18 protein-coding genes are annotated in these 20,356 nt (G+C 71.7%); 17 read left to right on the plus strand and 1 reads right to left on the minus strand.

Translation table 11 applies throughout. From position 1 onward, the window contains the following. Positions 1-3: 3 nt before the first annotated feature. The 14 genes from bchB to MKK75_RS01730 all read left to right on the plus strand — a co-directional run bounded on the left by bchB (position 4) and on the right by MKK75_RS01730 (position 16,853). Entirely contained in the window at positions 4-1,593 is a 1,590-nt protein-coding gene (gene bchB, locus MKK75_RS01665) for a ferredoxin:protochlorophyllide reductase (ATP-dependent) subunit B (RefSeq protein ID WP_244040894.1), read from the plus strand. Then, complete coding sequence (locus tag MKK75_RS01670; RefSeq protein ID WP_244040895.1) at positions 1,568-5,272, plus strand: magnesium chelatase subunit H; 3,705 nt, start codon at positions 1,568-1,570, stop codon at positions 5,270-5,272. Before bchB ends, MKK75_RS01670 begins: the two co-directional genes overlap by 26 nt. Continuing rightward, the gene (gene bchL, locus MKK75_RS01675) at positions 5,269-6,162 is read left to right on the plus strand and encodes a ferredoxin:protochlorophyllide reductase (ATP-dependent) iron-sulfur ATP-binding protein (protein WP_244040896.1); all 894 of its coding nucleotides are present in this window, start codon (positions 5,269-5,271) and stop codon (positions 6,160-6,162) included. The genes MKK75_RS01670 and bchL overlap by 4 nt, the downstream gene beginning before the upstream one ends. After that, complete coding sequence (gene bchM / locus MKK75_RS01680) at positions 6,162-6,941, plus strand: magnesium protoporphyrin IX methyltransferase (protein WP_244040897.1); 780 nt, start codon at positions 6,162-6,164, stop codon at positions 6,939-6,941. The genes bchL and bchM overlap by 1 nt, the downstream gene beginning before the upstream one ends. Beyond that, positions 6,938-8,368, plus strand: a complete 1,431-nt coding sequence (locus tag MKK75_RS01685; RefSeq protein WP_244040898.1) for a BCD family MFS transporter — start codon at positions 6,938-6,940, stop codon at positions 8,366-8,368. Before bchM ends, MKK75_RS01685 begins: the two co-directional genes overlap by 4 nt. Before the next feature lie 18 nt (positions 8,369-8,386). Next, complete coding sequence (gene puhA, locus MKK75_RS01690; RefSeq protein WP_244040899.1) at positions 8,387-9,166, plus strand: photosynthetic reaction center subunit H; 780 nt, start codon at positions 8,387-8,389, stop codon at positions 9,164-9,166. Further along, positions 9,163-9,813, plus strand: coding sequence for a photosynthetic complex putative assembly protein PuhB (puhB, locus tag MKK75_RS01695; RefSeq protein ID WP_244040900.1), 651 nt, complete (start codon positions 9,163-9,165; stop codon positions 9,811-9,813). The genes puhA and puhB overlap by 4 nt, the downstream gene beginning before the upstream one ends. An 11-nt stretch (positions 9,814-9,824) precedes the next feature. After that, positions 9,825-10,313, plus strand: coding sequence for a photosynthetic complex assembly protein PuhC (puhC, locus tag MKK75_RS01700; protein ID WP_244040901.1), 489 nt, complete (start codon positions 9,825-9,827; stop codon positions 10,311-10,313). Then, a complete protein-coding gene (locus MKK75_RS01705) occupies positions 10,313-10,609 on the plus strand; it encodes a hypothetical protein (RefSeq protein ID WP_244040925.1) in 297 nt (98 codons plus the stop codon). Before puhC ends, MKK75_RS01705 begins: the two co-directional genes overlap by 1 nt. Further along, positions 10,606-11,694: a magnesium-protoporphyrin IX monomethyl ester (oxidative) cyclase gene (gene acsF / locus MKK75_RS01710; RefSeq protein ID WP_244040902.1), complete on the plus strand. Its 1,089-nt coding sequence runs from the start codon at positions 10,606-10,608 to the stop codon at positions 11,692-11,694. Before MKK75_RS01705 ends, acsF begins: the two co-directional genes overlap by 4 nt. Before the next feature lies 1 nt (position 11,695). Further along, the gene (gene puhE, locus MKK75_RS01715) at positions 11,696-12,490 is read left to right on the plus strand and encodes a putative photosynthetic complex assembly protein PuhE (RefSeq protein ID WP_244040903.1); all 795 of its coding nucleotides are present in this window, start codon (positions 11,696-11,698) and stop codon (positions 12,488-12,490) included. Between the two features lie 208 nt (positions 12,491-12,698). Continuing rightward, positions 12,699-13,916 (plus strand): 5-aminolevulinate synthase, encoded by a 1,218-nt coding sequence (hemA, locus tag MKK75_RS01720; RefSeq protein WP_244040904.1) that lies wholly within the window; start codon positions 12,699-12,701, stop codon positions 13,914-13,916. A 139-nt stretch (positions 13,917-14,055) separates the two neighbouring features. Next, complete coding sequence (bchI, locus tag MKK75_RS01725) at positions 14,056-15,066, plus strand: magnesium chelatase ATPase subunit I (protein ID WP_244040905.1); 1,011 nt, start codon at positions 14,056-14,058, stop codon at positions 15,064-15,066. Continuing rightward, positions 15,063-16,853: a magnesium chelatase subunit D gene (locus MKK75_RS01730; protein ID WP_313901825.1), complete on the plus strand. Its 1,791-nt coding sequence runs from the start codon at positions 15,063-15,065 to the stop codon at positions 16,851-16,853. Before bchI ends, MKK75_RS01730 begins: the two co-directional genes overlap by 4 nt. A gap of 19 nt (positions 16,854-16,872) precedes the next feature. Here MKK75_RS01730 and MKK75_RS01735 read toward each other — a convergent pair whose 3' ends face one another. Beyond that, positions 16,873-17,019: a hypothetical protein gene (locus MKK75_RS01735; RefSeq protein WP_244040906.1), complete on the minus strand. Its 147-nt coding sequence runs from the start codon at positions 17,017-17,019 to the stop codon at positions 16,873-16,875. Positions 17,020-17,229: 210 nt separating this feature from the next. On the opposite strand from MKK75_RS01735, the gene bchO reads away from it, so the two are divergent. The 3 genes from bchO (at position 17,230) to gntA (ending at position 20,286) form a co-directional block, all read left to right on the plus strand. Beyond that, positions 17,230-18,162, plus strand: coding sequence for an alpha/beta fold hydrolase BchO (gene bchO / locus MKK75_RS01740; protein ID WP_244040907.1), 933 nt, complete (start codon positions 17,230-17,232; stop codon positions 18,160-18,162). Between the two features lie 274 nt (positions 18,163-18,436). After that, the gene (locus MKK75_RS01745; RefSeq protein ID WP_244040908.1) at positions 18,437-19,222 is read left to right on the plus strand and encodes a gamma-glutamyl-gamma-aminobutyrate hydrolase family protein; all 786 of its coding nucleotides are present in this window, start codon (positions 18,437-18,439) and stop codon (positions 19,220-19,222) included. Between the two features lie 299 nt (positions 19,223-19,521). Then, positions 19,522-20,286 carry a guanitoxin biosynthesis heme-dependent pre-guanitoxin N-hydroxylase GntA gene (gntA, locus tag MKK75_RS01750; RefSeq protein WP_244040927.1) on the plus strand — a complete coding sequence of 255 codons (765 nt, stop codon included), beginning with the start codon at positions 19,522-19,524 and terminating at the stop codon, positions 20,284-20,286. The last annotated feature ends 70 nt before the right edge of the window (positions 20,287-20,356 follow it).

Genomic DNA, 20,356 nt, shown 5'->3' on the forward strand with positions numbered 1-20,356 from the left:
GCCATGCAGCTCACCCTCTGGACCTACGAGGGCCCGCCCCACATCGGCGCGATGCGCGTCGCCACCGCGATGTCCGGCCTGCACTACGTGCTGCACGCGCCCCAGGGCGACACCTACGCCGACCTGCTGTTCACCATGATCGAGCGGCGGGATGCGCGCCCGCCCGTGACCTACACGACCTTCCGCGCCCAGGATCTCGGCCGCGACACCGCCGAGCTGTTCAAGCAGGCGGTCGCCGCCGCCCACGCGCGGTTCCAGCCGCAGGCGATGATCGTCGGCGCCTCCTGCACCGCTGAGCTGATCCAGGACGATCCGGGCGGCCTCGCCAAGGCGCTGGACCTGCCGATCCCGGTGATCCCACTGGAGCTGCCCGCCTATCAGAAGAAGGAGAACTGGGGCGCGTCGGAGACCTTCTACCGGCTCGTCCGGGCGCTCGCCGGTGCCCCTGGCCAGCGCCCCGCGCGCGAGCCCGGACAGCGCCCGCTCTGCAACATCCTCGGGCCCACGGCTCTGGGCTTCCGCCACCGGGACGACCTGATCGAGATCCGCCGGCTGCTCGACGGGCTCGGCATCGCCGTCAACGTCGTGGCGCCGCTGGGGGCCACGCCCGCCGAACTGGGCCGGCTCCGGGAGGCCGACTTCAACGTCGTGCTCTACCCTGAGACGGCCCGAACGGCCGCGGAGTACCTGAAGAAGAGTTTTGGGCAGCCGTTCACGAAAGAGCTGCCGATCGGCGTCGCCGGCACCCGCCGCTTCGTCACGGAGGTGGCGGGCCTCGCCGGGATCGATCCGGCGGCGGTGCTCGACGGCCCCGGCTCGCGCCTGCCCTGGTACTCCCGCTCGGTCGATTCGACGTATCTCACGGCCAAGCGCGTCTTCGTGTTCGGCGACGCCACGCACGCGATCGGCATCGCCCGGGTCGCCGCGAAGGAACTCGGCTTCACCGTGGTCGGGCTCGGCACCTACGGCCGCGAATTCGCCCGGGAGGTCCGCGCCGAGGCGGCCGAGCACGGCATCGAGGCGCTGATCACCGACGACTACCTCGACGTCGAGGCTGCGATCCGCGCGGCCGCGCCGGAACTGGTGCTCGGCACCCAGATGGAGCGCCACGTCGCCAAACGGCTCGGCATCCCCTGCGCGGTGATCTCGGCGCCGGTCCACGTCCAGGATTTTCCGGCCCGCTACGCCCCGCAGATGGGCTTCGAGGGCGCCAACGTCCTGTTCGACACCCTGGTCCATCCGCTGATGATGGGCCTCGAAGAGCACCTCCTCGGCATGTTCCGGGAGGATCCCGAATTCCACGACGGCGTCGGCCCCTCGCATCTCGGCGGCAAGTCCTACGGGACTCCGGCGGACGGGGCGTTCGAGGCCGCGGAACGGGCGCCGGCCGACCCCCCTCCGACGCCGGCGCCCGTTCCGATTCTCTTGGACCACGCGGCCTGGTCGCCGGAGGCCGAGAAGGAGCTGAGAAAGATCCCGTTCTTCGTGCGCGGGAAGGCCCGCACCAACACCGAGACCTTCGCCCGGGAGCGCCACCTGCCGCTCATCACCGTCGAGACCCTCTACGATGCCAAAGCGCATTACGGCCGCTAGGCCCACGATCCGCGTCGTCATCGTAACGCTCGACAATCACTTGGCGAGCGCGGTGGAACGGGCGCGCCTGCGTCTCCGGGCCGAGATGCCCGGGCTGGTGCTGGGCTTCCACGCGGCGGCCGAGTGGGACAACGATCCCGCGACGCTCGAGGCCTGCCGCGCCGACATCGCGCAGGCCGACATCGTGCTCTCGGCCATGCTGTTCATGGACGAGCACGTCCGGGCGATCCTGCCGGCGCTGGCGGCGCGGCGCGAGGCCTGCGACGCGATGGTCGGCTGCCTCTCGGCCGGCGAGGTGGTGAAGACCACGAAGCTCGGCCGATTCGACATGAGCGGCACCAAGCGCAGCGCCCTCGATTTCCTCAAGAAACTGCGCGGCAAGCCGGGCCAGCAGGGCAATGCCGGCCGGCAGATGGCCCTGGTGCGCAAGCTGCCGAAGATCCTGCGCTTCATCCCGGGCTCGGCCCAGGACGTGCGCGCCTATTTCCTCACGCTGCAATACTGGCTCGCGGGCTCGGACGAGAACGTCGCCGCCCTGGTGCGCTTCCTCGTACACCGTTACGCGGCGGGCGAGCGGGCGTCCTGGCGCGAGGGGCCGGCGGCGCCCGCGCCCCTCGACTACCCCGAGACCGGCCTCTACCACCCGCGCCTGCCCGGCCGGATCGGCGCCGACCCGTCGCGGCTGCCGCGCCTTCCGGGCGCGAAGGGCCGGGTCGGCCTGCTGGTGATGCGCAGCTACGTGCTCGCCGGCAACACCGCCCATTACGACGGCGTCATCGCGGCCCTGGAGGCGCAGGGCCTCGACGTGGTGCCGGCCTTCGCCAGCGGCCTCGACAACCGCCCGGCGGTGGATTCCTTTTTTATGAAGGACGGGCGCGCCTGCATCGACGCGCTGGTGTCGCTCACCGGCTTCTCGCTGGTTGGCGGCCCCGCCTACAACGACGCCGCCGCCGCCGAGGCGATGCTGGCCCGTCTCGACGTGCCCTACCTCGCCGCCCAGGCACTGGAGTTCCAGACGATCGAGCAGTGGGAAGCCGGCGAGCGCGGCCTGTCGCCGGTCGAGGCGACCATGATGGTCGCGATCCCCGAACTCGACGGCGCCACCGCCCCGATGGTGTTCGGCGGCCGCTCCTCGGCGTCGGGCAGCGACAACGCCCGGGACATGCGGGTCCACCCCGAGCGCGCCGCGCGCCTCGCCGAGCGGGTCGCGCGGCTGGTGTCGCTGCGCCGGACCCCGAAGGCCGCGCGCAAGCTCGCCGTGGTGCTGTTCAACTTCCCGCCCAATGCCGGGGCCACCGGCACGGCGGCGTTCCTGTCGGTCTACGCCTCGCTCCTCAACACCCTGACGGGCCTCGCGGCGGACGGCTACGCCGTGGAGGTTCCGGAGAGCGTCGACGCGCTGCGCACGGCGATCCTGGAGGGCAGCGCCAAGCGTTACGGCACTCAGGCCAACGTCCACGCCCGCATCCCCGCCGAGGACCACCTCCGGCGCGAGCGCTACCTCGCCGAGATCGAGGCGCAATGGGGCCCGGCGCCGGGCCGCCACCAGACCAACGGCGCCGAAATCTTCGTGCTGGGCGCGCAGTTCGGCAACGTCTTCGTCGGGATCCAGCCGGCCTTCGGCTACGAGGGCGACCCGATGCGGCTGCTGTTCGAGCGCGGCTTCGCGCCGACCCACGCGTTCTCGGCCTTCTACCGCTACCTACGCGAGGACTTTTCCGCCGACGCCGTGCTGCATTTCGGCACCCACGGGGCGCTCGAATTCATGCCCGGCAAGCAGACCGGCCTGTCGGAGGCCTGCTGGCCGGAGCGGCTGATCGGGGCGCTGCCGAACGTCTACCTCTACGCCGCCAACAACCCCTCGGAGGGAACGCTCGCCAAGCGCCGCTCGGCCGCGACGCTGGTGAGCTACCTGACCCCGAGCCTCGCGGCGGCGGGACTCTACCGCGGGCTGCTCGACCTGAAGAGCTCGATCGAGCGTTGGCGCGGCCTCGGCCCCGAGGCGGGCCCCGAGCGCGGCAGCCTTGCCGAGCTGATCCAGCAGCAGGGCGCCGCGGTCGATCTCGTGGCCGCCGAGCCCGCCTGGAGCGGCGATCTGGAGGCCCGCGTTTCCGGCCTCTGGACCGCCCTTCAGGAGCTGGAGCAGACCCTGATCCCGCATGGGCTGCACGTGGTCGGGGAGGGCGTGTCGGCCGAAGAGCGGGTCGATCTGCTGATCGCGCTGGCCGAGGCCTCGCACGGGCTGAAGCCGGACCGGGCCGGCATCGCCGCGCTCGTCGCCGGGGCGGGGGTCGAAGCGGCGCTCGCGGCCTCCGGGCTGCCCACGGACCCCGAGACCCGCGCCGCCTTCACGGCGCTGGCCAGCTCCGAAAGCCTGCTCGCCCGGGACCACGAGGTCCCGGCGCTGCTGCGGGCGCTCGACGGCCGCTTCGTGCCGCCGGTGGCGGGCGGCGACCTGCTGCGCAACCCCGCGATCCTGCCGACCGGCCGCAACCTCCACGGCTTCGACCCCTACCGCCTGCCCTCGGCCTTCGCGGTTGCCGACGGCGCCCGGCAGGTCGCCCGCATCCTCGAACGCTTCGCCGCGGACGGAAAGGCCTGCCCGGAGAGCGTCGCCCTGGTCCTGTGGGGCACCGACAACCTCAAGAGCGAGGGCGGCCCGATCGCCCAGGCGCTGGCGCTGATCGGCGCCGCGCCCCGCTTCGACGGCTATGGCCGGCTCAGCGGCGCCGAGCTGATCCCGCTGGAAACCCTCGGCCGCCCGCGCATCGACGCGGTGGTCACCCTCTCGGGGATCTTTCGCGATCTGCTGCCGCTTCAGACGAAGCTCCTCGCCGAGGCGTCCTTCCTGGCCGCGAGCGCGGACGAGCCGGTCGAGCAGAACTACGTCCGCAAGCACGCTTTGGCGATCCAGGCCGAGCAGGGCTGCGACCTGGAGACGGCGGCGCTCCGGGTCTTCTCCAACGCCGAGGGCGCCTACGGGGCGAACGTCAACCACCTCGTCGATTCGGGGAACTGGGACGACGAGGCCGAACTCTGCGAGACCTTCTCGCGCCGCAAGAGTTTCGCGTATGGCCGCACCGGCCGCCCGGCGCCGCAGCGCGCCCTGATGCAGGCGGTGCTCGCCTCCGTCGACATGGCCTACCAGAACCTCGATTCGGTCGAGGTCGGCGTCACCTCGGTCGACCATTACTTCGATGGGCTCGGCGGCATGGGCCGGGCGGTGGCCCGGGCCAAGGGCGAATCGGTGCCGATCTACATCAGCGACCAGACCCGCGGGGAGGGGCGCGTCCGCTCCCTGGAGGAGCAGGTTGCGCTGGAGACGCGCACCCGGATGCTCAATCCGAAATGGTACGAGGGCCTGCTCGGCCACGGCTACGAGGGCGTCCGCCAGATCGAGACGCACCTCACCAACACGGTCGGCTGGTCGGCCACCGCCAACGCGGTCCAGCCCTGGATCTACGAGCGGATCACCGAGACCTACGTGCTTGACAAGGCGATGCGCGAGCGCATGGCCGCCTTGAACCCCACCGCCTCCGCCAAGGTCGCCCAACGGCTGATCGAGGCGCACCGCCGCGGCTTCTGGACCCCCGACGCAGAGATGCGCGACGCCCTCGACCGGGCCGAGGAGGAACTGGAAGACCGTCTGGAAGGCGTCACCACAGGAGTCGCCGCATGAACATCGCGATCCGCAATCCCGTCGTGGCCCGGAGGGAGGAGGGCAGCCTCCAAGTCGCCCTCGACCCGGACCTCAAGATCGAGACCGCCAAGGTATTCGCGGTCTACGGCAAGGGCGGCATCGGCAAGTCGACCACCTCGTCGAACCTGTCGGTGGCCTTCTCCAAGCTCGGCAAGCGGGTGCTGCAGATCGGCTGCGACCCGAAGCACGACTCGACCTTCACCCTCACCAAGCGCCTCGCCCCCACGGTGATCGACGCGCTCGAGGCGGTGAACTTCCATTCGGAGGAGCTGCGCGTCGAGGATTTCGTGGTCGAGGGCTACAACGGCGTGATGTGCGTCGAGGCCGGCGGCCCGCCCGCCGGCACCGGCTGCGGCGGCTACGTGGTCGGCCAGACCGTGAAGCTCCTGAAGGAGCACCACCTCCTGGAGGACACCGACGTCGTCGTGTTCGACGTGCTGGGCGACGTGGTCTGCGGCGGCTTCGCCTCGCCGCTCCAGCACGCCGACCGGGCGCTGATCGTCACCGCCAACGACTTCGATTCGATCTTCGCCATGAACCGGATCGTGGCGGCGATCCACGCCAAATCGAAGAATTACGGCGTGCGGCTGGGCGGCGTCATCGCCAACCGCTCGGCCAAGACCGACGAGATCGACCGGTTCAACGACGCGGTCGGCCTCAAGCGGCTGGCGCATTTCCCCGACCTCGACATCGTCCGCCGCTCGCGGCTCAAGAAGTCCACCCTGTTCGAGATGGAGTCCTCGCCGGAGCTCGACGCCGTGACCGCGGAGTACATGCGGCTCGCCGAGACGCTCTGGTCCGGGGCCGAGCCCTGCGAGGCGATCCCCATGAAGGACCGCGACCTGTTCGAGTTTCTGGGATTCGATTGATGGCCAGCGGCAGCTACGACGCCCGCCGGGGCGAGCTCACCACCTATTTCGACCGCACCGCGGTCGAGGCGTGGTCGCGCCTGACCTCGGACGCCCCGGTGAGCCGGATCCGCGCCACGGTGCGGGCCGGACGCAACGCCATGCGGGCGACGCTGCTCAGCTGGCTGCCCGCCGACATGACGGGAATGCGCCTGCTCGATGCCGGCTGCGGTACCGGGGCGCTCAGCGTCGAGGCGGCGCGGCGCGGGGCCGAGGTGGTGGCGATCGACGTCTCGCCGACGCTGATCGGCCTGGCGCGGGAGCGGCTTCCGACGATCTCCGGCGCAGGGCGCATCGAGTTCCGCGTCGGCGACATGCTCGACCCGGCGCTCGGCCGGTTCAACCACGTGGTGGCGATGGATTCGCTGATCCACTACCGCGCCGCCGACATCGCCCGGGCGCTGGCGGTGCTGGGTGCGCGGACCGACGGGTCGGTGCTGTTCACGGTGGCGCCGCGCACGGCTTTGCTGACGCTGATGCACGCGGCCGGACAGTTCTTTCCCCGCGGCGACCGCTCGCCGGCGATCGTGCCGGTGACCGAGGGCGGGCTGCGGCGGCGGATCTCCTCGGAGAAGGCTCTAGACGGTTTCGCGTGGGCGCAGAGCCGCCGGATCAACAGCGGGTTCTACCTGTCGAACGCGGTGGCGCTGACGCGCACGCTCCCACCCCCCTCTGCGGGGGAGGCTACCCTGCGCAGCGGGGGCGGAGGGGGTGCAGCGGCGCCCGGGATGCGCACATGAGTACCGCATCCCAAAACCTCACCCGCGCCCTGATGCGCCTCGGCCCGGCGATCCTGCCCTTCGCGGATGCCGCCACCGTCGAGCTGCCGCTGGGACGCCTGCTCCGGCTCGCCCTGTTCCAGGTCACCGTCGGCATGGCCGCGGTGCTGCTGATCGGCACGCTCAACCGGGTGATGATCGTCGAACTCGCCGTGCCGGCCTGGATCGTCGCCATGATGCTGGCCCTGCCGCTGGTCTTCGCCCCCCTGCGGGCGCTGGTCGGCTTCCGCTCGGACACGCACCGCTCGGTGCTGGGCTGGCGGCGGGTGCCCTACATCTGGTTCGGCACGCTGCTCCAGTTCGGCGGGCTGGCGATCATGCCGTTCGCCCTGCTGATCCTGTCGGGCGACACCACCGGTCCGCTCTGGGTCGGCGACCTCGCCGCCGCGCTCGCCTTCCTGCTGGTCGGCGCGGGGCTCCACACCACCCAGACCGTGGGGCTCGCGCTCGCCACCGACCTCGCCCCCGCGCACGCCCGCCCGAAGGTCGTGGCTTTGCTCTGCGCCGCGCTGCTGTTCGGCATGATGGCGAGCGCCGTGCTGTTCGGCCTGTTCCTCGCCCACTTCTCCCCGGTGCGGCTGATCCAGGTGATCCAGGGCGCGGCGCTGGTCACCATCATCCTCAACGGCTTCGCCCTGTGGAAGCAGGAGCCGCGCGACCCGAACCGCACCCGCGCGGCGCCGGCCCGCGATTTCCGCGCCTCCTGGCGGGCCTATGCGGGGGCGGGCACCGCCCGGCGGCGCCTCGTGGCGATCGGGCTCGGTACGGCCGGCTTCTCCATGCAGGACATCCTGCTCGAACCCTATGGCGGCCAGATCCTGCACCTCTCCGTCGGTGCGACCACAGCCCTCACCGCGCTGCTGGCCGCCGGCGGCGGGCTCGGCCTGCTGATCGCGGCCCGCTGGCTCGGGCGCGGGGGCGATCCGTTCCGGGTGTCGGCGGTCGGCGTCGGGATCGGGATCCTCGCCTTCTCGGCGGTGGTGTTTGCCGCCCCGCTCGCCTCGGCCGACCTGTTCGCGGCGGGCGTCAGCCTGATCGGCCTCGGCGGCGGCCTGTTCGCCCACGGCACGCTGACCGCCTCGATGAACCGCGCCGGCCCCGAGGATACCGGGCTGGCGCTCGGCGCCTGGGGCGCCGTGCAGGCGACCGCGGCCGGCCTGTCGATCGCGGCGAGCGGCCTCGTGCGCGACGTCGGCGGCGCCATCGCCCAGTCGGGGGTGCTCGGCGAGGGCATGAACGAGCCCGCCATCGGCTACCTGATCGTCTACCACATCGAGATCGCCCTGCTGTTCGCGGCCCTCCTCGCCCTGGGGCCGCTGGTGCGGGAGGACGCGCGCGCGCAGACGCAACACCGGCTCGGCGGCAATCTCGCCGGCCGGCCGGCCTGAGAGACGGGGAGGTCAGCCATGCCACACGGCGCACTTACAGGTTACGTCGACGTCGCCCAGGTCGTGCTCTACGCGTTCTTCCTGTTCTTCGCCGGGCTCGTGTTCTGGCTGCGCCGGGAGGACCGGCGCGAGGGCTATCCCCTGGAGAACGAGGCGGTCGGGCGCCGCAAGACGGTCGATCCGTTCCTGATCCCCCGCTCCAAGGCGTTCCACCTGCCGGGCGGCGAGACCACCTACGCGCCGCAGGCCGTGCACGGCCGCGACGACGTCGAGACCGGCATCCCGGCCCGCAAGGTCGAGCCCTGGCCGGGCGCGCCCTATGAGCGCACCGAGACCTCGCTCCAGGCCGGCGTCGGCCCCGGCTCCTGGGTGCTCCGGCACGACGTGCACGACCGGACCTGGGACAACGAGATCCGGATCGTGCCCCTGCGGGTGGCGACGAACTTCGTCGTCCACGAGGCCGGCCCGAACCCGATCGGCATGACGGTGTTCGGCACCGACAACGCCGTTGCGGGCGTCGTCAGCGACGTCTGGGTGGATCGCGGCGAGTCGCTGATCCGCTACTACGAGGTGGAATTGTCCACGGGCGGCCGCCGGCTGATGCCGACCACCTTCTGCCGGGCCGGCGGCTTCACCAAGACGGTCAAGTCCGAGGCGCTGCTCGCCAGCCAGTTCGCCGACATCCCCACCACCCGCGATCCCGACAGCGTCACCTTCCTGGAGGAGGAGCGGATCATGTCGTATTTCGGCGCCGGCACGCTCTACGCCACGCCCGCCCGGACGGAGCCCCTGATATGAGCGGCGATTTCCTCCCCGAGGGCACCCCGCGGGGGCTGCCCGGCCCGCTGCCAGCGGGCGAGCGCATCCTGTGGCAGGGCGCGCCGACGACCACGGGCCTGCTGGTCCGTGTGTTCCACGCCCGCCTGGTGATCGCGTGGTTCGGGGTCTGCGCCCTGGCCTTCGGCCTCGCGGCGGGTTCATCCGGCGCGGCGCTGACGGTGGTGGTGCCGACCCTGGTGATCGGCGGGGGCGGCGTGGCCCTGCTCTGGCTACTCGCGTGGCTGACCCATCGCACCACGCTCTACACGGTCACCAACCGCCGGATCGTGCTGCAGGCCGGCATCGCCCTGCCGGTGACCCACAACCTGCCCTTCGCGCAGATCGACACTGCGGCGTTGCGCGCCTTCACGGATGGCACCGGCGACCTGCCCCTGCAGTTGCGGCCGGGCCTACGCATCGCCTACCTTCAGCTCTGGCCGCATGCCCGGCCCTGGCATCTTTCGCGGACCGAGCCCATGCTGCGCTCCGTGCCGGACGCCGACGGGGTGGCGGCTCTGCTGGGGCAGGCACTCGCCGCCCATGCCGACGGCGCCACGCCGTCGGTCCGGGTGGCCCGTCTGGGTCCGGCGAACGCGAATTCCGGCCGCCTCGTGGCAGCCGAATAGGGGAGGGAACGATGGGCGAGCGGGCGGTCAACGCCGGCCGAACGGCCGGACCGGCACCGGCGCTGCTGATGATCGGCGCCGGAGCGCTGATGGGCTTCTCCATGCTGGCGGTCCTGATCGGCCGGAGCGAGGGCGTGGGCCTGGTCGCCCTGCCGCCTGCCAAGCCCGTGGCGCAACTCGAATTCCGCGCCGAGGATCAGGTCGACGGCTCGATCGCCCTGCGCAACGTCGCCGACCAGAAGATCCTCGCCTGGATCCGCCCCGGCGAGGATGGTTTTCTGCGCGGGACCCTGCGGGGCCTCGCCCAGGCTCGCCAGCGCGACGGCCTCGGGCCGGAAAAACCCTTCAGCCTGACCCGCTACGACGACGGCCGCCTCGCCCTCGCCGACGAGGCCACCGGCCGCCGGGTGCCGCTCGAAGCCTTCGGGCCGACCAATGCCGGGGCCTTCGCCCGCCTGATGCCCGCCGCCCCGGGCACGCCCGTCCCGGAGACCCGGTGATGGGCCTGTTCGGCAGCCGCACCGTCACCGTGCCCTGCACGGTCGAGATCGAGCAGACGCCCGAGAGCCTGCACGCGCACGTCACTCTGGAGGCCGGCTTCGACATCGCGCCCGGCGACGAAGTCCGGGTCCACGACGCGCCGACCTCCGTGCCCTACGGCGAGCGCCTCACCGTGCGGCGCACCGCCACCGTCACCCGGGCCGGGCCGCTGGAGCGGCTCTGGACCAAGCTCATCGCCCATCTCGAGCTGACCGAACTCTACGAGGTCAGCTTTTCCGAGAGGAGGAAGCTGTGAACGCTCCCGTCGCGCCCCCCGCCGGCCAGCCGCTCCCGAAGGTCCCGGTGAACGAATCGACCAAGGCCGCCCAGGAGACGACCTTCCTCAGCCCGCGCTTCTACACCACGGATTTCGAAGAGCTCGACCGCACGAACGTCGAGCCGGTGCGGCGCGACTGGGACCTGCTCATCGCCGAGCTGCGCGCCGATCCGAACAAGCGTCACTTCACCCGCAATGCGGAGTTCGACTGCGACCTGTCGCGGATGGAGCCCGAGCTGCGCAAGGAGTTTCTGGATTTCCTGGTGTCCTCGATCACCGCCGAATTCTCCGGCTGCGTGCTCTACGCCGAGATGCGCAAGCGGGCGAAGAACAAGGACATCAAGGAACTGTTCGGCTTCATGAGCCGCGACGAGGCGCGCCATGCCGGCTTCATCAACGACACGCTGAAGGATTTCGGCATCGGCGTGGATTTGGGCTTTCTCACGAAGTCCAAAAAATACACGTTCTTCCGGCCGAAATTCATCTTCTACGCGACCTATCTGTCCGAGAAGATCGGCTACGCCCGCTACATCACGATCTTCCGCGAGCTGGAGCGGCACCCGGAGCGGCGCATCCACCCGATCTTCAAGTGGTTCGAGCTGTGGTGCAACGACGAGTTCCGCCACGGCGAGGCGTTCGCGCTGCTGATGCGGGCGAACCCGAAGCTGACGAGCGGCGTGAACCGCTACTGGATCCGGTTCTTCCTGCTCGCGGTCTTCGCCACCATGTACGTGCGCGACCATCACCGCCCGGCCTTCCACGCGGCGCTCGGGGTCGACCCGAGCGACTACGACTTCAAGGTCTTCCGGATCACCTCTGAGATCTCCCGGCAGACCTTCCCGCTGGAACTCGACCTCGACAACCCGGCGTTCAAGGCGGGGCTCGACCGGCTGCTCGCCTGCTCCCGGGCGATCGCCGACGCCAGGGCGCGGGGTGGGCTCGTCGGCAAGGCGCAGCACGGCGTGCAGGTGCTGCGCGCGGCCGCGACCTTCGCCCGGCTCTACTGCCTGCCCGTCAAGGCCAACACCCTGCCGGCCGATATCCGCCTCCAGCCGGTCTGGTAGCATGGCCATCTACGCCGCCCCGGTGCTCTACGCGGTCCTGCTCTGGTGGTTCTCCACCGGGCTGATCCTGCTGCTCGACCACGCTCCGCGGCGGACCCATCCGTGGAGCATGGCCGGGGCGACGCTGCTGCTGGCCGGCGCCCTGGTGGCGATTCGCTCCAGCGCCGGGGACACGAGCGCCACGGGGGCCTACACGGCCTTCACGGCGGCGCTCGTCGTGTGGGGCTGGCAGGAGATGAGCTACTACATGGGCTTCCTGTCGGGCCCGCGGCCGGTCGCCTGTGCGCCGGGCGTGCGGGGGGTCGATCGGTTCTTCGCGGCGCTCGCCACCAGCCTGTGGCACGAATTCGCCATCGTGATCGGGGGCCTGGCGATCCTGGCGCTCGTCTGGGGCAGCCCCAACCGTTTCGCCCTGTGGACCTACGGCGCCCTGGTGGTGATGAACCTCTCGGCGCGGCTCAACCTGTTCCTCGGGGTGCGCAACCTGCACGCCGAGTTCCTGCCGGACCATCTCGGCTATCTCGCCTGCTACCTCTCGCGGAAGCCGATGAACCTGCTGTTCCCGGTCTCGGTGAGCCTCGGGACCATCGCGGCGGCCCTGCTCGGGCGCGCGGCCCTCGGCGCCGACTTGCTGGAACACGAGCTGATCGGCTTCACGGTGCTGGCGACGCTGACCGCGCTCGCCACCCTGGAGCACTGGTTCCTGATGCTGCCGCTGCCGTCGGCGGAGCTGTGGCGCTGGAGCCTGCCGACCCGGGCACCCGGGGAGACGGTCCGTCCGCGGGATCGGGTGTAGGACCGCGCCTCATCCCGAACGATGGCCTCCGGCTTTCGGACCAGGATGATGCGGGGACAAGGACAGGGAGCGTCGTTCCGGCCTGCGGAGTGACGCCCCCGGAGATCACAGCCGGGCGACGCACGTCCACCAATCTGGAACTGGTCTTGTGCGAAGTCGGGTGTCACAGGCGGGATCAACCCGCAGCGGGAATTCGGGGAGAGGCGACATGGACTACGAAAAGTTCTTCGGGGCTGAGATCGCCGGTCTCCACCGCGAAGGCCGCTACCGGGTCTTCACCGACCTTGAGCGCCACGCCGGCAACTTCCCGCACGCCACCCACCACCACACGGGCGGCACGCGGCCCGTGACCGTCTGGTGCTCCAACGACTATCTCGGGATGGGCCAGCACCCCACCGTCACCGGGGCGATGCACGAGGCGATCGACCGCTGCGGCGCGGGCGCGGGCGGCACCCGCAACATCTCGGGCACCAACCACTACCACGTGCTGCTGGAGCAGGAACTCGCCGACCTCCACGGCAAGGAGTCGGCCCTGCTGTTCACCTCCGGCTACGTGTCGAACTGGGCGGCGCTCGGCACCCTGGCGTCGCGCCTGCCGAACTGCGCGGTCTTCTCGGATTCCGAGAACCACGCCTCGATGATCGAGGGCATCCGGTTCTCCCGCGCCGAGCGCCACATCTTCCGCCACAACGACCCGGAGGACCTGAACCGCAAGCTCGGCTTGGTCGATCCGGCCCGGCCGAAGCTGGTGGCCTTCGAGTCGGTCTACTCGATGGACGGCGACATCGCCCCCATCGCCGAGATCTGCGACGTGGCCGAGGCCCATGGGGCGCTGACCTACCTCGACGAGGTTCACGCGGTCGGCCTCTACGGCGCCCGCGGCGGCGGCATCTCGGAGCGGGACGGCGTCGCCCACCGGCTCGACGTGATCGAGGGGACGCTCGGCAAGGCGTTCGCGGTGCATGGCGGCTACATCACGGCCTCCGAGAAGCTGTGCGACTTCGTGCGCAGCTTCGCCTCGGGCTTCATCTTCACCACCTCGCTGCCGCCCGCGGTGGCGGCGGGCGCGGCGGCCTCGATCCGCCACCTGAAGGCGAGCGGCACCGAGCGCGCCCGGCATCAGGAGCGCGTCGCCAAGGTCCGGCAGGCGCTGGAGGCCGCCGACATCCCGACCATGCCGAACGACAGCCACATCGTGCCGGTGATGGTCTGCGATCCGGTGCTGTGCAAGGGCATCTCCGACACCCTGCTCGACGAGTTCGGCATCTACGTGCAGCCGATCAACTACCCGACGGTGGCCCGCGGCACCGAGCGCCTGCGGATCACCCCGTCACCGCTGCACACGGATGCCGACATCGCGCATCTGGTCGAGGCGCTCAGCACCATCTGGGGGCGGATCGGTCTCCGGCAGAAGGCGGCGGAGTAGGGCGCTCTTCCCTCCCCCGTGCGGGGAGGGGTAGGGGTGGGAGTGGTGCAGATGGCACCGCTTCGACCCATCCTGCGCCACCCCCACCTCCGACTCCTCCCCGCAAGGGGGAGGAGAGGGGGCACAGTGCGAGTTCTGCGTGCCCACCTTCCCCTTCTCGGCCATCGTCGGCCAGGACGAGATGCGCCAAGCGCTGCTGATCGCGGCGGTGGACCCGGCGGTCGGCGGCGTGCTGGTGTTCGGCGACCGCGGCACCGGCAAGTCCACGGCGATCCGGGCGCTCGCCGCCCTGCTGCCGCCGATGCGGGCCGTCGTCGGCTGCCCATACAATTGCGACCCCGACAGCCCGGCAGACTCCTGCCCGCACTGCGCGGCGGGCGGCCCGCGCAAGAGTCACAAGAAAGCGGTGCCGGTGGTGGATCTGCCGCTCGGCGCCACCGAGGACCGGGTGGTCGGCACCCTCGATCTGGAACGGGCGCTCGGCGCCGGCGTGAAGGCGTTCGAGCCGGGGTTGCTCGCCCGGGCCAACCGCGGTTTTTTGTATATCGACGAAGTGAATCTCCTGGAGGACCACCTCGTGGATCTCCTGCTCGACGTGGCAGCCTCCGGCGTCAACACCGTGGAGCGCGAAGGGCTGTCGCTGCGCCACCCGGCGCGGTTCGTGCTGGTCGGCTCCGGCAACCCGGAGGAGGGGGAGTTGCGCCCGCAGCTGCTCGACCGGTTCGGGCTCGCCTGCGAGGTCGTGACCCCGAAGGACATCCCGACCCGCATCGCGGTGGTGCGCGCCCGCGACGCCTACGAGCGCGACCCGGAGGGTTTTTGCGCCGCACGATCCGGCGAGGAGCGGAAGATCCAGAAAAGAATCCTGCTGGCGCGGGAGCGACTGCCGTCCGTGACCGTGCCGGATGCCGCCCTGGAGCGCACGGCGCGGCTCTGCCTCGCCCTCGGGACGGATGGCCTGCGCGGCGAGCTGACGCTGATGCGCACCGCCCGGGCGCTCGCCGCCCTCGACGGCGCCGAGACGGTCACCGACGATCACCTCCGCCGCATCGCGCCGGCCGCCCTGCGCCATCGCCTGCGGCGCAACCCGCTGGACGAATCCGGCTCCACCGCCCGGGTGGAGCGGGCGCTGACGGAGGTGTTTTTGTGACGGGCGCGCCGCCTGTCCCGCCCCCCTCTGTGGACTGCGATGGTCACACATCGCGTCCGGATGCGGGCAAAGGCCGGACACACACGCCTCTCCCTCCCCCCTCTGCGGGGGAGGGAGAGGCGCCCAATCTCTGGGCTGATGCCCATCGCGCCGCCCATCTCATTGCCGCCGACCCGATCGCCTACGGCGGCGCGGTCGTCCGAGCCCCGCCCGGCCCGGTCCGCGAGCGCTGGCTCGACACCTTACGTGCCGCGCTCCCGCCCGACACACCCTGGCGCCGCCTGCCGCCCGGCATCGGCGACGATGCCCTGCTCGGCGGCCTCGACCTCGCCGCGACCCTGGCGGCCGGCCGCGCAGTCGCCCGGGCCGGCCTGCTGGCGGGGGCCGATGGCGGGATCGTCGTCGTGCCGATGGCCGAGCGCCTGCCCCCCGGCACCGCGTCGCGCCTCGCGGCCGCCCTCGACACCGGCACCGCGTCGGACCGGCCGGCCCGGTTCGGCCTGATCCTCCTCGACGAGGGCGACGGGGACGAGGCGGTCGCCGAGACCCTGGCCGATCGCCTCGCCTTCCGGATCGACCTGAGCGGGATCGGGCTCGCGGAGACGTGGGCCGATTCCCCGGATCCCGAGCCCGGCGCCGCGGCCGCCGATCCGGTCGGCGACCTCTGCGCCCTCGCCGAGGCTTTTGGCGTGGCGTCGCTGCGCGGCCCGATCCTGGCGACGCGCGTGGCGCGCGGGCTCGCGGGGGACAGGCCGATCGGCCGGCAGGACATCGTCACGGCCGCGCGCCTCGTCCTGGCGCCCCGCGCCACGCGTCTGCCCGCTCCGCAAGAGCCCGCCCGGGAGGAACCGGCCCCGGAGAACGCGACGCCGCCGGAGGAACCACGCGCGGAGCCGCCGCCCGACGATGCGGCCGAACCCGCCGCCGCAGACAGGCCCGAGGAGATCGTGCTGGAGGCGGTGCGGGCGGCGATCCCGCCGAACCTGCTCGACCAGTTGCTGGCTGGCCGACACCCGCTTGCGGGGGCGAAGGCGGGCCGGGTCGGTCAGGCGGCGGCGTCCCGGACCGGGCGGCCGATCGGCAGCCGGCGGGGCGATCCGCGGCGGGGGCGCCTCGATCTGCTCGGCACCCTGCGGGCGGCGGCGCCCTGGCAGGCCGTTCGCCAAACAGAGGGGGAGACCCACCGCATCGTCGTCCGGCGCGACGACCTGCGGATCCGGATCCTGCGGCAGCGGACCGAGACCACCACGGTGTTCTGCGTCGACGCCTCGGGCTCGGCGGCGCTGGAGCGGCTGGCCGAGGCCAAGGGCGCGGTCGAGCTGCTGCTGGCCGAGGCCTATGTGCGGCGCGACCGGGTGGCGCTGGTGGCGTTCCGCGGCACGGGCGCCGAGCTGGTCCTGCCGCCGACGCGCTCGCTCACCCGTGCCAAGCGCGGGCTCTCCGGGTTGCCGGGCGGGGGCGGGACGCCGCTGGCCGCCGGGATCGACGCCGCGGTCGCGGTGGCGGTCGGCGTGCGCCGGGGCGGCAGCCGGCCGGCGATCGTGCTGCTGACCGACGGGCGCGCCAACGTCGCGCGCTCGGGGGAGGGCGGCCGTGCCCGGGCCGGGGCGGAGGCCCTGCAGGCGGCCCGGGCCTTGCGGGCAGCCGGTCTGCCGACCCTCGTGGTCGATACCGGGAGCCGGGGCGAGGAGGCCCGGGCGGTCGCGGACGCGATGGGCGCCCGCTATCTGAAGTTGCCGCGCGCCGAAGCCGGACAGCTCAGCGCGGCGGTGCGGGCGGCGCTCTGAGCGCCGCGGCCGACTTGGCTCAGAGGTGGCCGGCGCCGCCGATATCGGCCACGCGCTGGTGGTGGGCGAGCCACGCGTTCAGCATGTCGCGGACGATGGCGCGGACGCTCCAGCCGCCGGACGCCGGGGCCGCGATGTTCTGGGTCGAGGAGGTGAAGAGGATCATGGCCTGCTCCAAAGTCGGGGTGTGTGTGTTGTTCTTGTTCGACCGGATTATGCCGACTCTCCCGCAGTGCAACAAACGCGTTCCGATCAGCCGTGGCATGCGGCGACCGCATGGAATTCCAATGCCTTACGAAATAGTTCTGCGGCTGCACGATAGCGCGCGCAGCCGGCCGCCATCGATGTGTTTTGGTGCAGTGCGGGAGACATGGGCGTGCTGAACCCCTTCGACGCGGACCGTCCGGACTGGGAGACCGAAGGTCGGGACTGGCCGCACCGGGCAGCGAGCTGCTTCGTCGAGGCGGCGGGCCTGCGCTGGCACGTGCAGGAATTCGGCCGGCCCGACGCGCCGGAGCTGCTGCTGCTGCACGGGACCGGGGCCGCGACCCATTCCTGGCGCGGGCTGGCGCCGCTTCTGGCCGCGGATTTCCACGTGACCGCGCCGGACCTGCCGGGCCACGGCTTCACGGACCCGCTGCCCGATTCCGACCTGTCGCTGCCCGGCATGGCGCGGGCGGTGGCGGGTCTGGTGGCGGCGCTCGGCCGGCCGCCGGTGCTCGCGGCCGGCCACTCCGCGGGGGCGGCCGTGCTGGCGCGGATGTGCCTCGACGGCGCCATCGCGCCCCGGCTGCTCGCAGCCTTCAACGGCGCCCTGGCGCCCCTGCCGGGGGCGGCGAGCTTCCTGTTCCCCGGCATGGCGCGGATGCTGTTCCTCAACCCGTTCACCCCCAAGATCTTCGCCTGGACGGCCGACCGGTCGGCGGCCAAGCGGCTGATCGAGGGGACGGGCTCGCGCCTCGATCCGCAGGGTGTCGAGCTCTACCGGCGGCTGTTCGCCCGGGCCGGCCATGTCCGCGGGGCGCTGGGCATGATGGCGAACTGGGACCTCGAGGGCCTGCACCGGGCCCTGCCGGGCCTGACGACCCGCACCCTCCTCATCGTCGGCGGCGACGACCGGGCGATCCGGCCCGACACCGCCTTCGGGGTGCGCGACCGCCTGCCCGACGCCCGGGTGGCGCTGATCCGCGGCCTCGGCCACCTCGCCCACGAGGAGGCCCCGGAGCGCGTGGCGGAGGTGTTGCGCGCGGAAGCGCGGGCCATGGGCCTCGTGTCCGAGAGTCCACCCAATCTACAGACATCGTCTTGAGTCTGTCGGAACCGAAATCCGGGGTTTCCCACGGGCGAGCCTTTGGGCAGGGGTTCGGGGGCGGAGCCCCTGAGACTCCGGCTTCGCCCGACACCGGACAACGTCCGGCACCGGACAACGTCCGGCACCAGGGCGCTGCCCGGGACCCACGAAAGGGCTCTCCCCCTCGAAACCCGGATCAAGGGTATCTTGGTCCGGACAGCGGGACTGGCGCCGGCCTTGCCTGGGTCGTAGAGCCTGCCGCGAAACCAGAACCTGAGGAGCAGCCGGAACGATGGCGAGACCCGTGATCGGCGTCATCGGCAATGCCCGCCTGCTCGACAACCGGTTCCCGGCGCAGATCGTCGGCGAGAAGAACATGCGCGCGCTCGCCACGGTGGCGGGTGCCCTGCCGCTGATGTTCGCCGCCGCCCCGGCGATCACCGATCTCGGCGACCTCCTCGACACGGTGGACGGGATCCTGCTCACGGGCGGCCGGGCCAACGTCCACCCGACCCGGTTCGGGGCCGAGCCCTGCGCCGCGCACGAGCCCTACGACGAGCCCCGCGATGCCGTGGCGCTGCCGCTGATCGAGGCCTGCGTGGCCCGCGGCGTGCCGCTGTTCGGCATCTGCCGCGGCTTCCAGGAGATGAACGTCGCCTTCGGCGGCAGCCTGCACCCCGAGATCCGCGATCTGCCCGGCCGCCTCAACCACCGGATGCCGCGGCTGGAGAATGGCGAGATCCACCCGGATCTGGACGTGATCTTCGCCGACCGCCACGAGGTCCGCCTGACGCCCGGCGGCGCCTTCACGCAGCTTCTGGAGCGCGAGACGATCCGGGTGAATTCCCTGCACGGACAGGGCATCCTGGAGCCCGGCGCGCGGGTGGTGATCGAGGGCGTGGCCGAGGACGGGACGATCGAGGCGATCCGGATCCGCGACGCGGCGGGCTTCGCCCTCGGGGTGCAGTGGCACGCCGAGCACGACCCCGCGACCAACCCGATCAACCGGGCGCTGTTCATGGCCTTCGGGGATGCGGCGGCGGCGTGCCGCCGGGCGCGGGATTCGGTCCGCGTCTGAACGCCGGCATTCGGGCGCATCGGCCCGATTTTCTCGTCCAGCGCCGCAGTACTGCCGCGCACCGACGAGAACAACATATGTTCGGCTCCGGCATAACATACATTTGTCTGCCCGCTCAGAACCGGACAGACCTTTTCCGCCCTGCGATCAATTCTTGTGCGCGCATGGCCGGAACCCCCTTATCCTGTGGACGACCTGTCGCAGCTCGGAACAGCGCGGCGGAGATCGGGTTGCCCGAGTCCCGCATCCAGGCTGCCTCCTTCCAGGGCAGGGCTGCGCACAACACAGGCACCGACCGCATGCAGTTTCCCCGCGACGACCGAGAGCACCCTCGTGCCGAGGCCTTCCGCGATTTCATCCGCAACCCGCCCTTCCCCTGCGTCGGCGCCAAATCGGCGCTGTCGCGCGGGCGCATGACCATCGTGGTCGCCCGGGACATCGCCTCGGGCTGGGACGACATGCGGATCTACCCGGCGCTTCTCGCCTTCGTGGCGCGTTACCGCCTTGAGCCGGACCTGTTCCAGAGCTTCGCGGTGGTGTTCGAGGGCCCTGGCGACCTCTCCGAGGAAGGGTTCGAGCGCAATCTCTGGGCGCGCGCGCAGTCGCTCACCGACAAGGATGTCTGGCTCGGCCAGCCCCACGACACCCGGGTGGCGGACGATCCCGACAACCCGCACTTCTCCCTGAGCTTCGGCGGGGAGGCGTTCTTCGTGGTCGGCCTCCACCCGAACGCGAGCCGCCCGGCCCGGCGCTTCTCCTCGCCGGTGCTGGTCTTCAACCTGCACGCGCAGTTCGAGCGGCTGCGCGCGGAGGGCCGCTACGAGAAGCTCCGCGCCTCGATCCTGGAGCGCGACCAAGCGTTCGCCGGAAGCCTGAACCCGATGCTGGCGCGCCACGGCGATGCCTCGGAGGCGCGCCAGTACAGCGGCCGCGTAGTCGGGTCGGACTGGCGCTGCCCGCTCCAGGCCCGTCCGGAGCAGACGTCCGACGCCGGAAAACCCAACACGGTTTGGCATCCGCCGGCCCTGCCCTTCGACCGGTCCCTGCCGGGAACCGGGGCATAAGGCGGGTGCTCGCTGTGGGCAATTGGCGCAAGCCCTGGGCGCGGGCGATTGTTTCGGGGACAGGTGCGCG

Origin of the sequence: Methylobacterium sp. J-030 (assembly GCF_022829545.1) — a bacterium.
Lineage (GTDB): Bacteria > Pseudomonadota > Alphaproteobacteria > Rhizobiales > Beijerinckiaceae > Methylobacterium.

Excerpts from the sequence above, each read along its gene's own strand:
- bchB (WP_244040894.1), top strand. The coding sequence starts at position 4 with ATGCAGCTCACCCTCTGGACCTACGAGGGCCCGCCCCACATCGGCGCG.
- MKK75_RS01670 (WP_244040895.1), top strand. The coding sequence starts at position 1,568 with ATGCCAAAGCGCATTACGGCCGCTAGGCCCACGATCCGCGTCGTCATC.
- bchL (WP_244040896.1), top strand. The coding sequence starts at position 5,269 with ATGAACATCGCGATCCGCAATCCCGTCGTGGCCCGGAGGGAGGAGGGC.
- bchM (WP_244040897.1), top strand. The coding sequence starts at position 6,162 with ATGGCCAGCGGCAGCTACGACGCCCGCCGGGGCGAGCTCACCACCTAT.
- MKK75_RS01685 (WP_244040898.1), top strand. The coding sequence starts at position 6,938 with ATGAGTACCGCATCCCAAAACCTCACCCGCGCCCTGATGCGCCTCGGC.
- puhA (WP_244040899.1), top strand. The coding sequence starts at position 8,387 with ATGCCACACGGCGCACTTACAGGTTACGTCGACGTCGCCCAGGTCGTG.
- puhB (WP_244040900.1), top strand. The coding sequence starts at position 9,163 with ATGAGCGGCGATTTCCTCCCCGAGGGCACCCCGCGGGGGCTGCCCGGC.
- puhC (WP_244040901.1), top strand. The coding sequence starts at position 9,825 with ATGGGCGAGCGGGCGGTCAACGCCGGCCGAACGGCCGGACCGGCACCG.
- MKK75_RS01705 (WP_244040925.1), top strand. The coding sequence starts at position 10,313 with ATGGGCCTGTTCGGCAGCCGCACCGTCACCGTGCCCTGCACGGTCGAG.
- puhE (WP_244040903.1), top strand. The coding sequence starts at position 11,696 with ATGGCCATCTACGCCGCCCCGGTGCTCTACGCGGTCCTGCTCTGGTGG.
- hemA (WP_244040904.1), top strand. The coding sequence starts at position 12,699 with ATGGACTACGAAAAGTTCTTCGGGGCTGAGATCGCCGGTCTCCACCGC.
- MKK75_RS01735 (WP_244040906.1), bottom strand. The coding sequence starts at position 17,019 with ATGATCCTCTTCACCTCCTCGACCCAGAACATCGCGGCCCCGGCGTCC.
- MKK75_RS01745 (WP_244040908.1), top strand. The coding sequence starts at position 18,437 with ATGGCGAGACCCGTGATCGGCGTCATCGGCAATGCCCGCCTGCTCGAC.
- gntA (WP_244040927.1), top strand. The coding sequence starts at position 19,522 with ATGCAGTTTCCCCGCGACGACCGAGAGCACCCTCGTGCCGAGGCCTTC.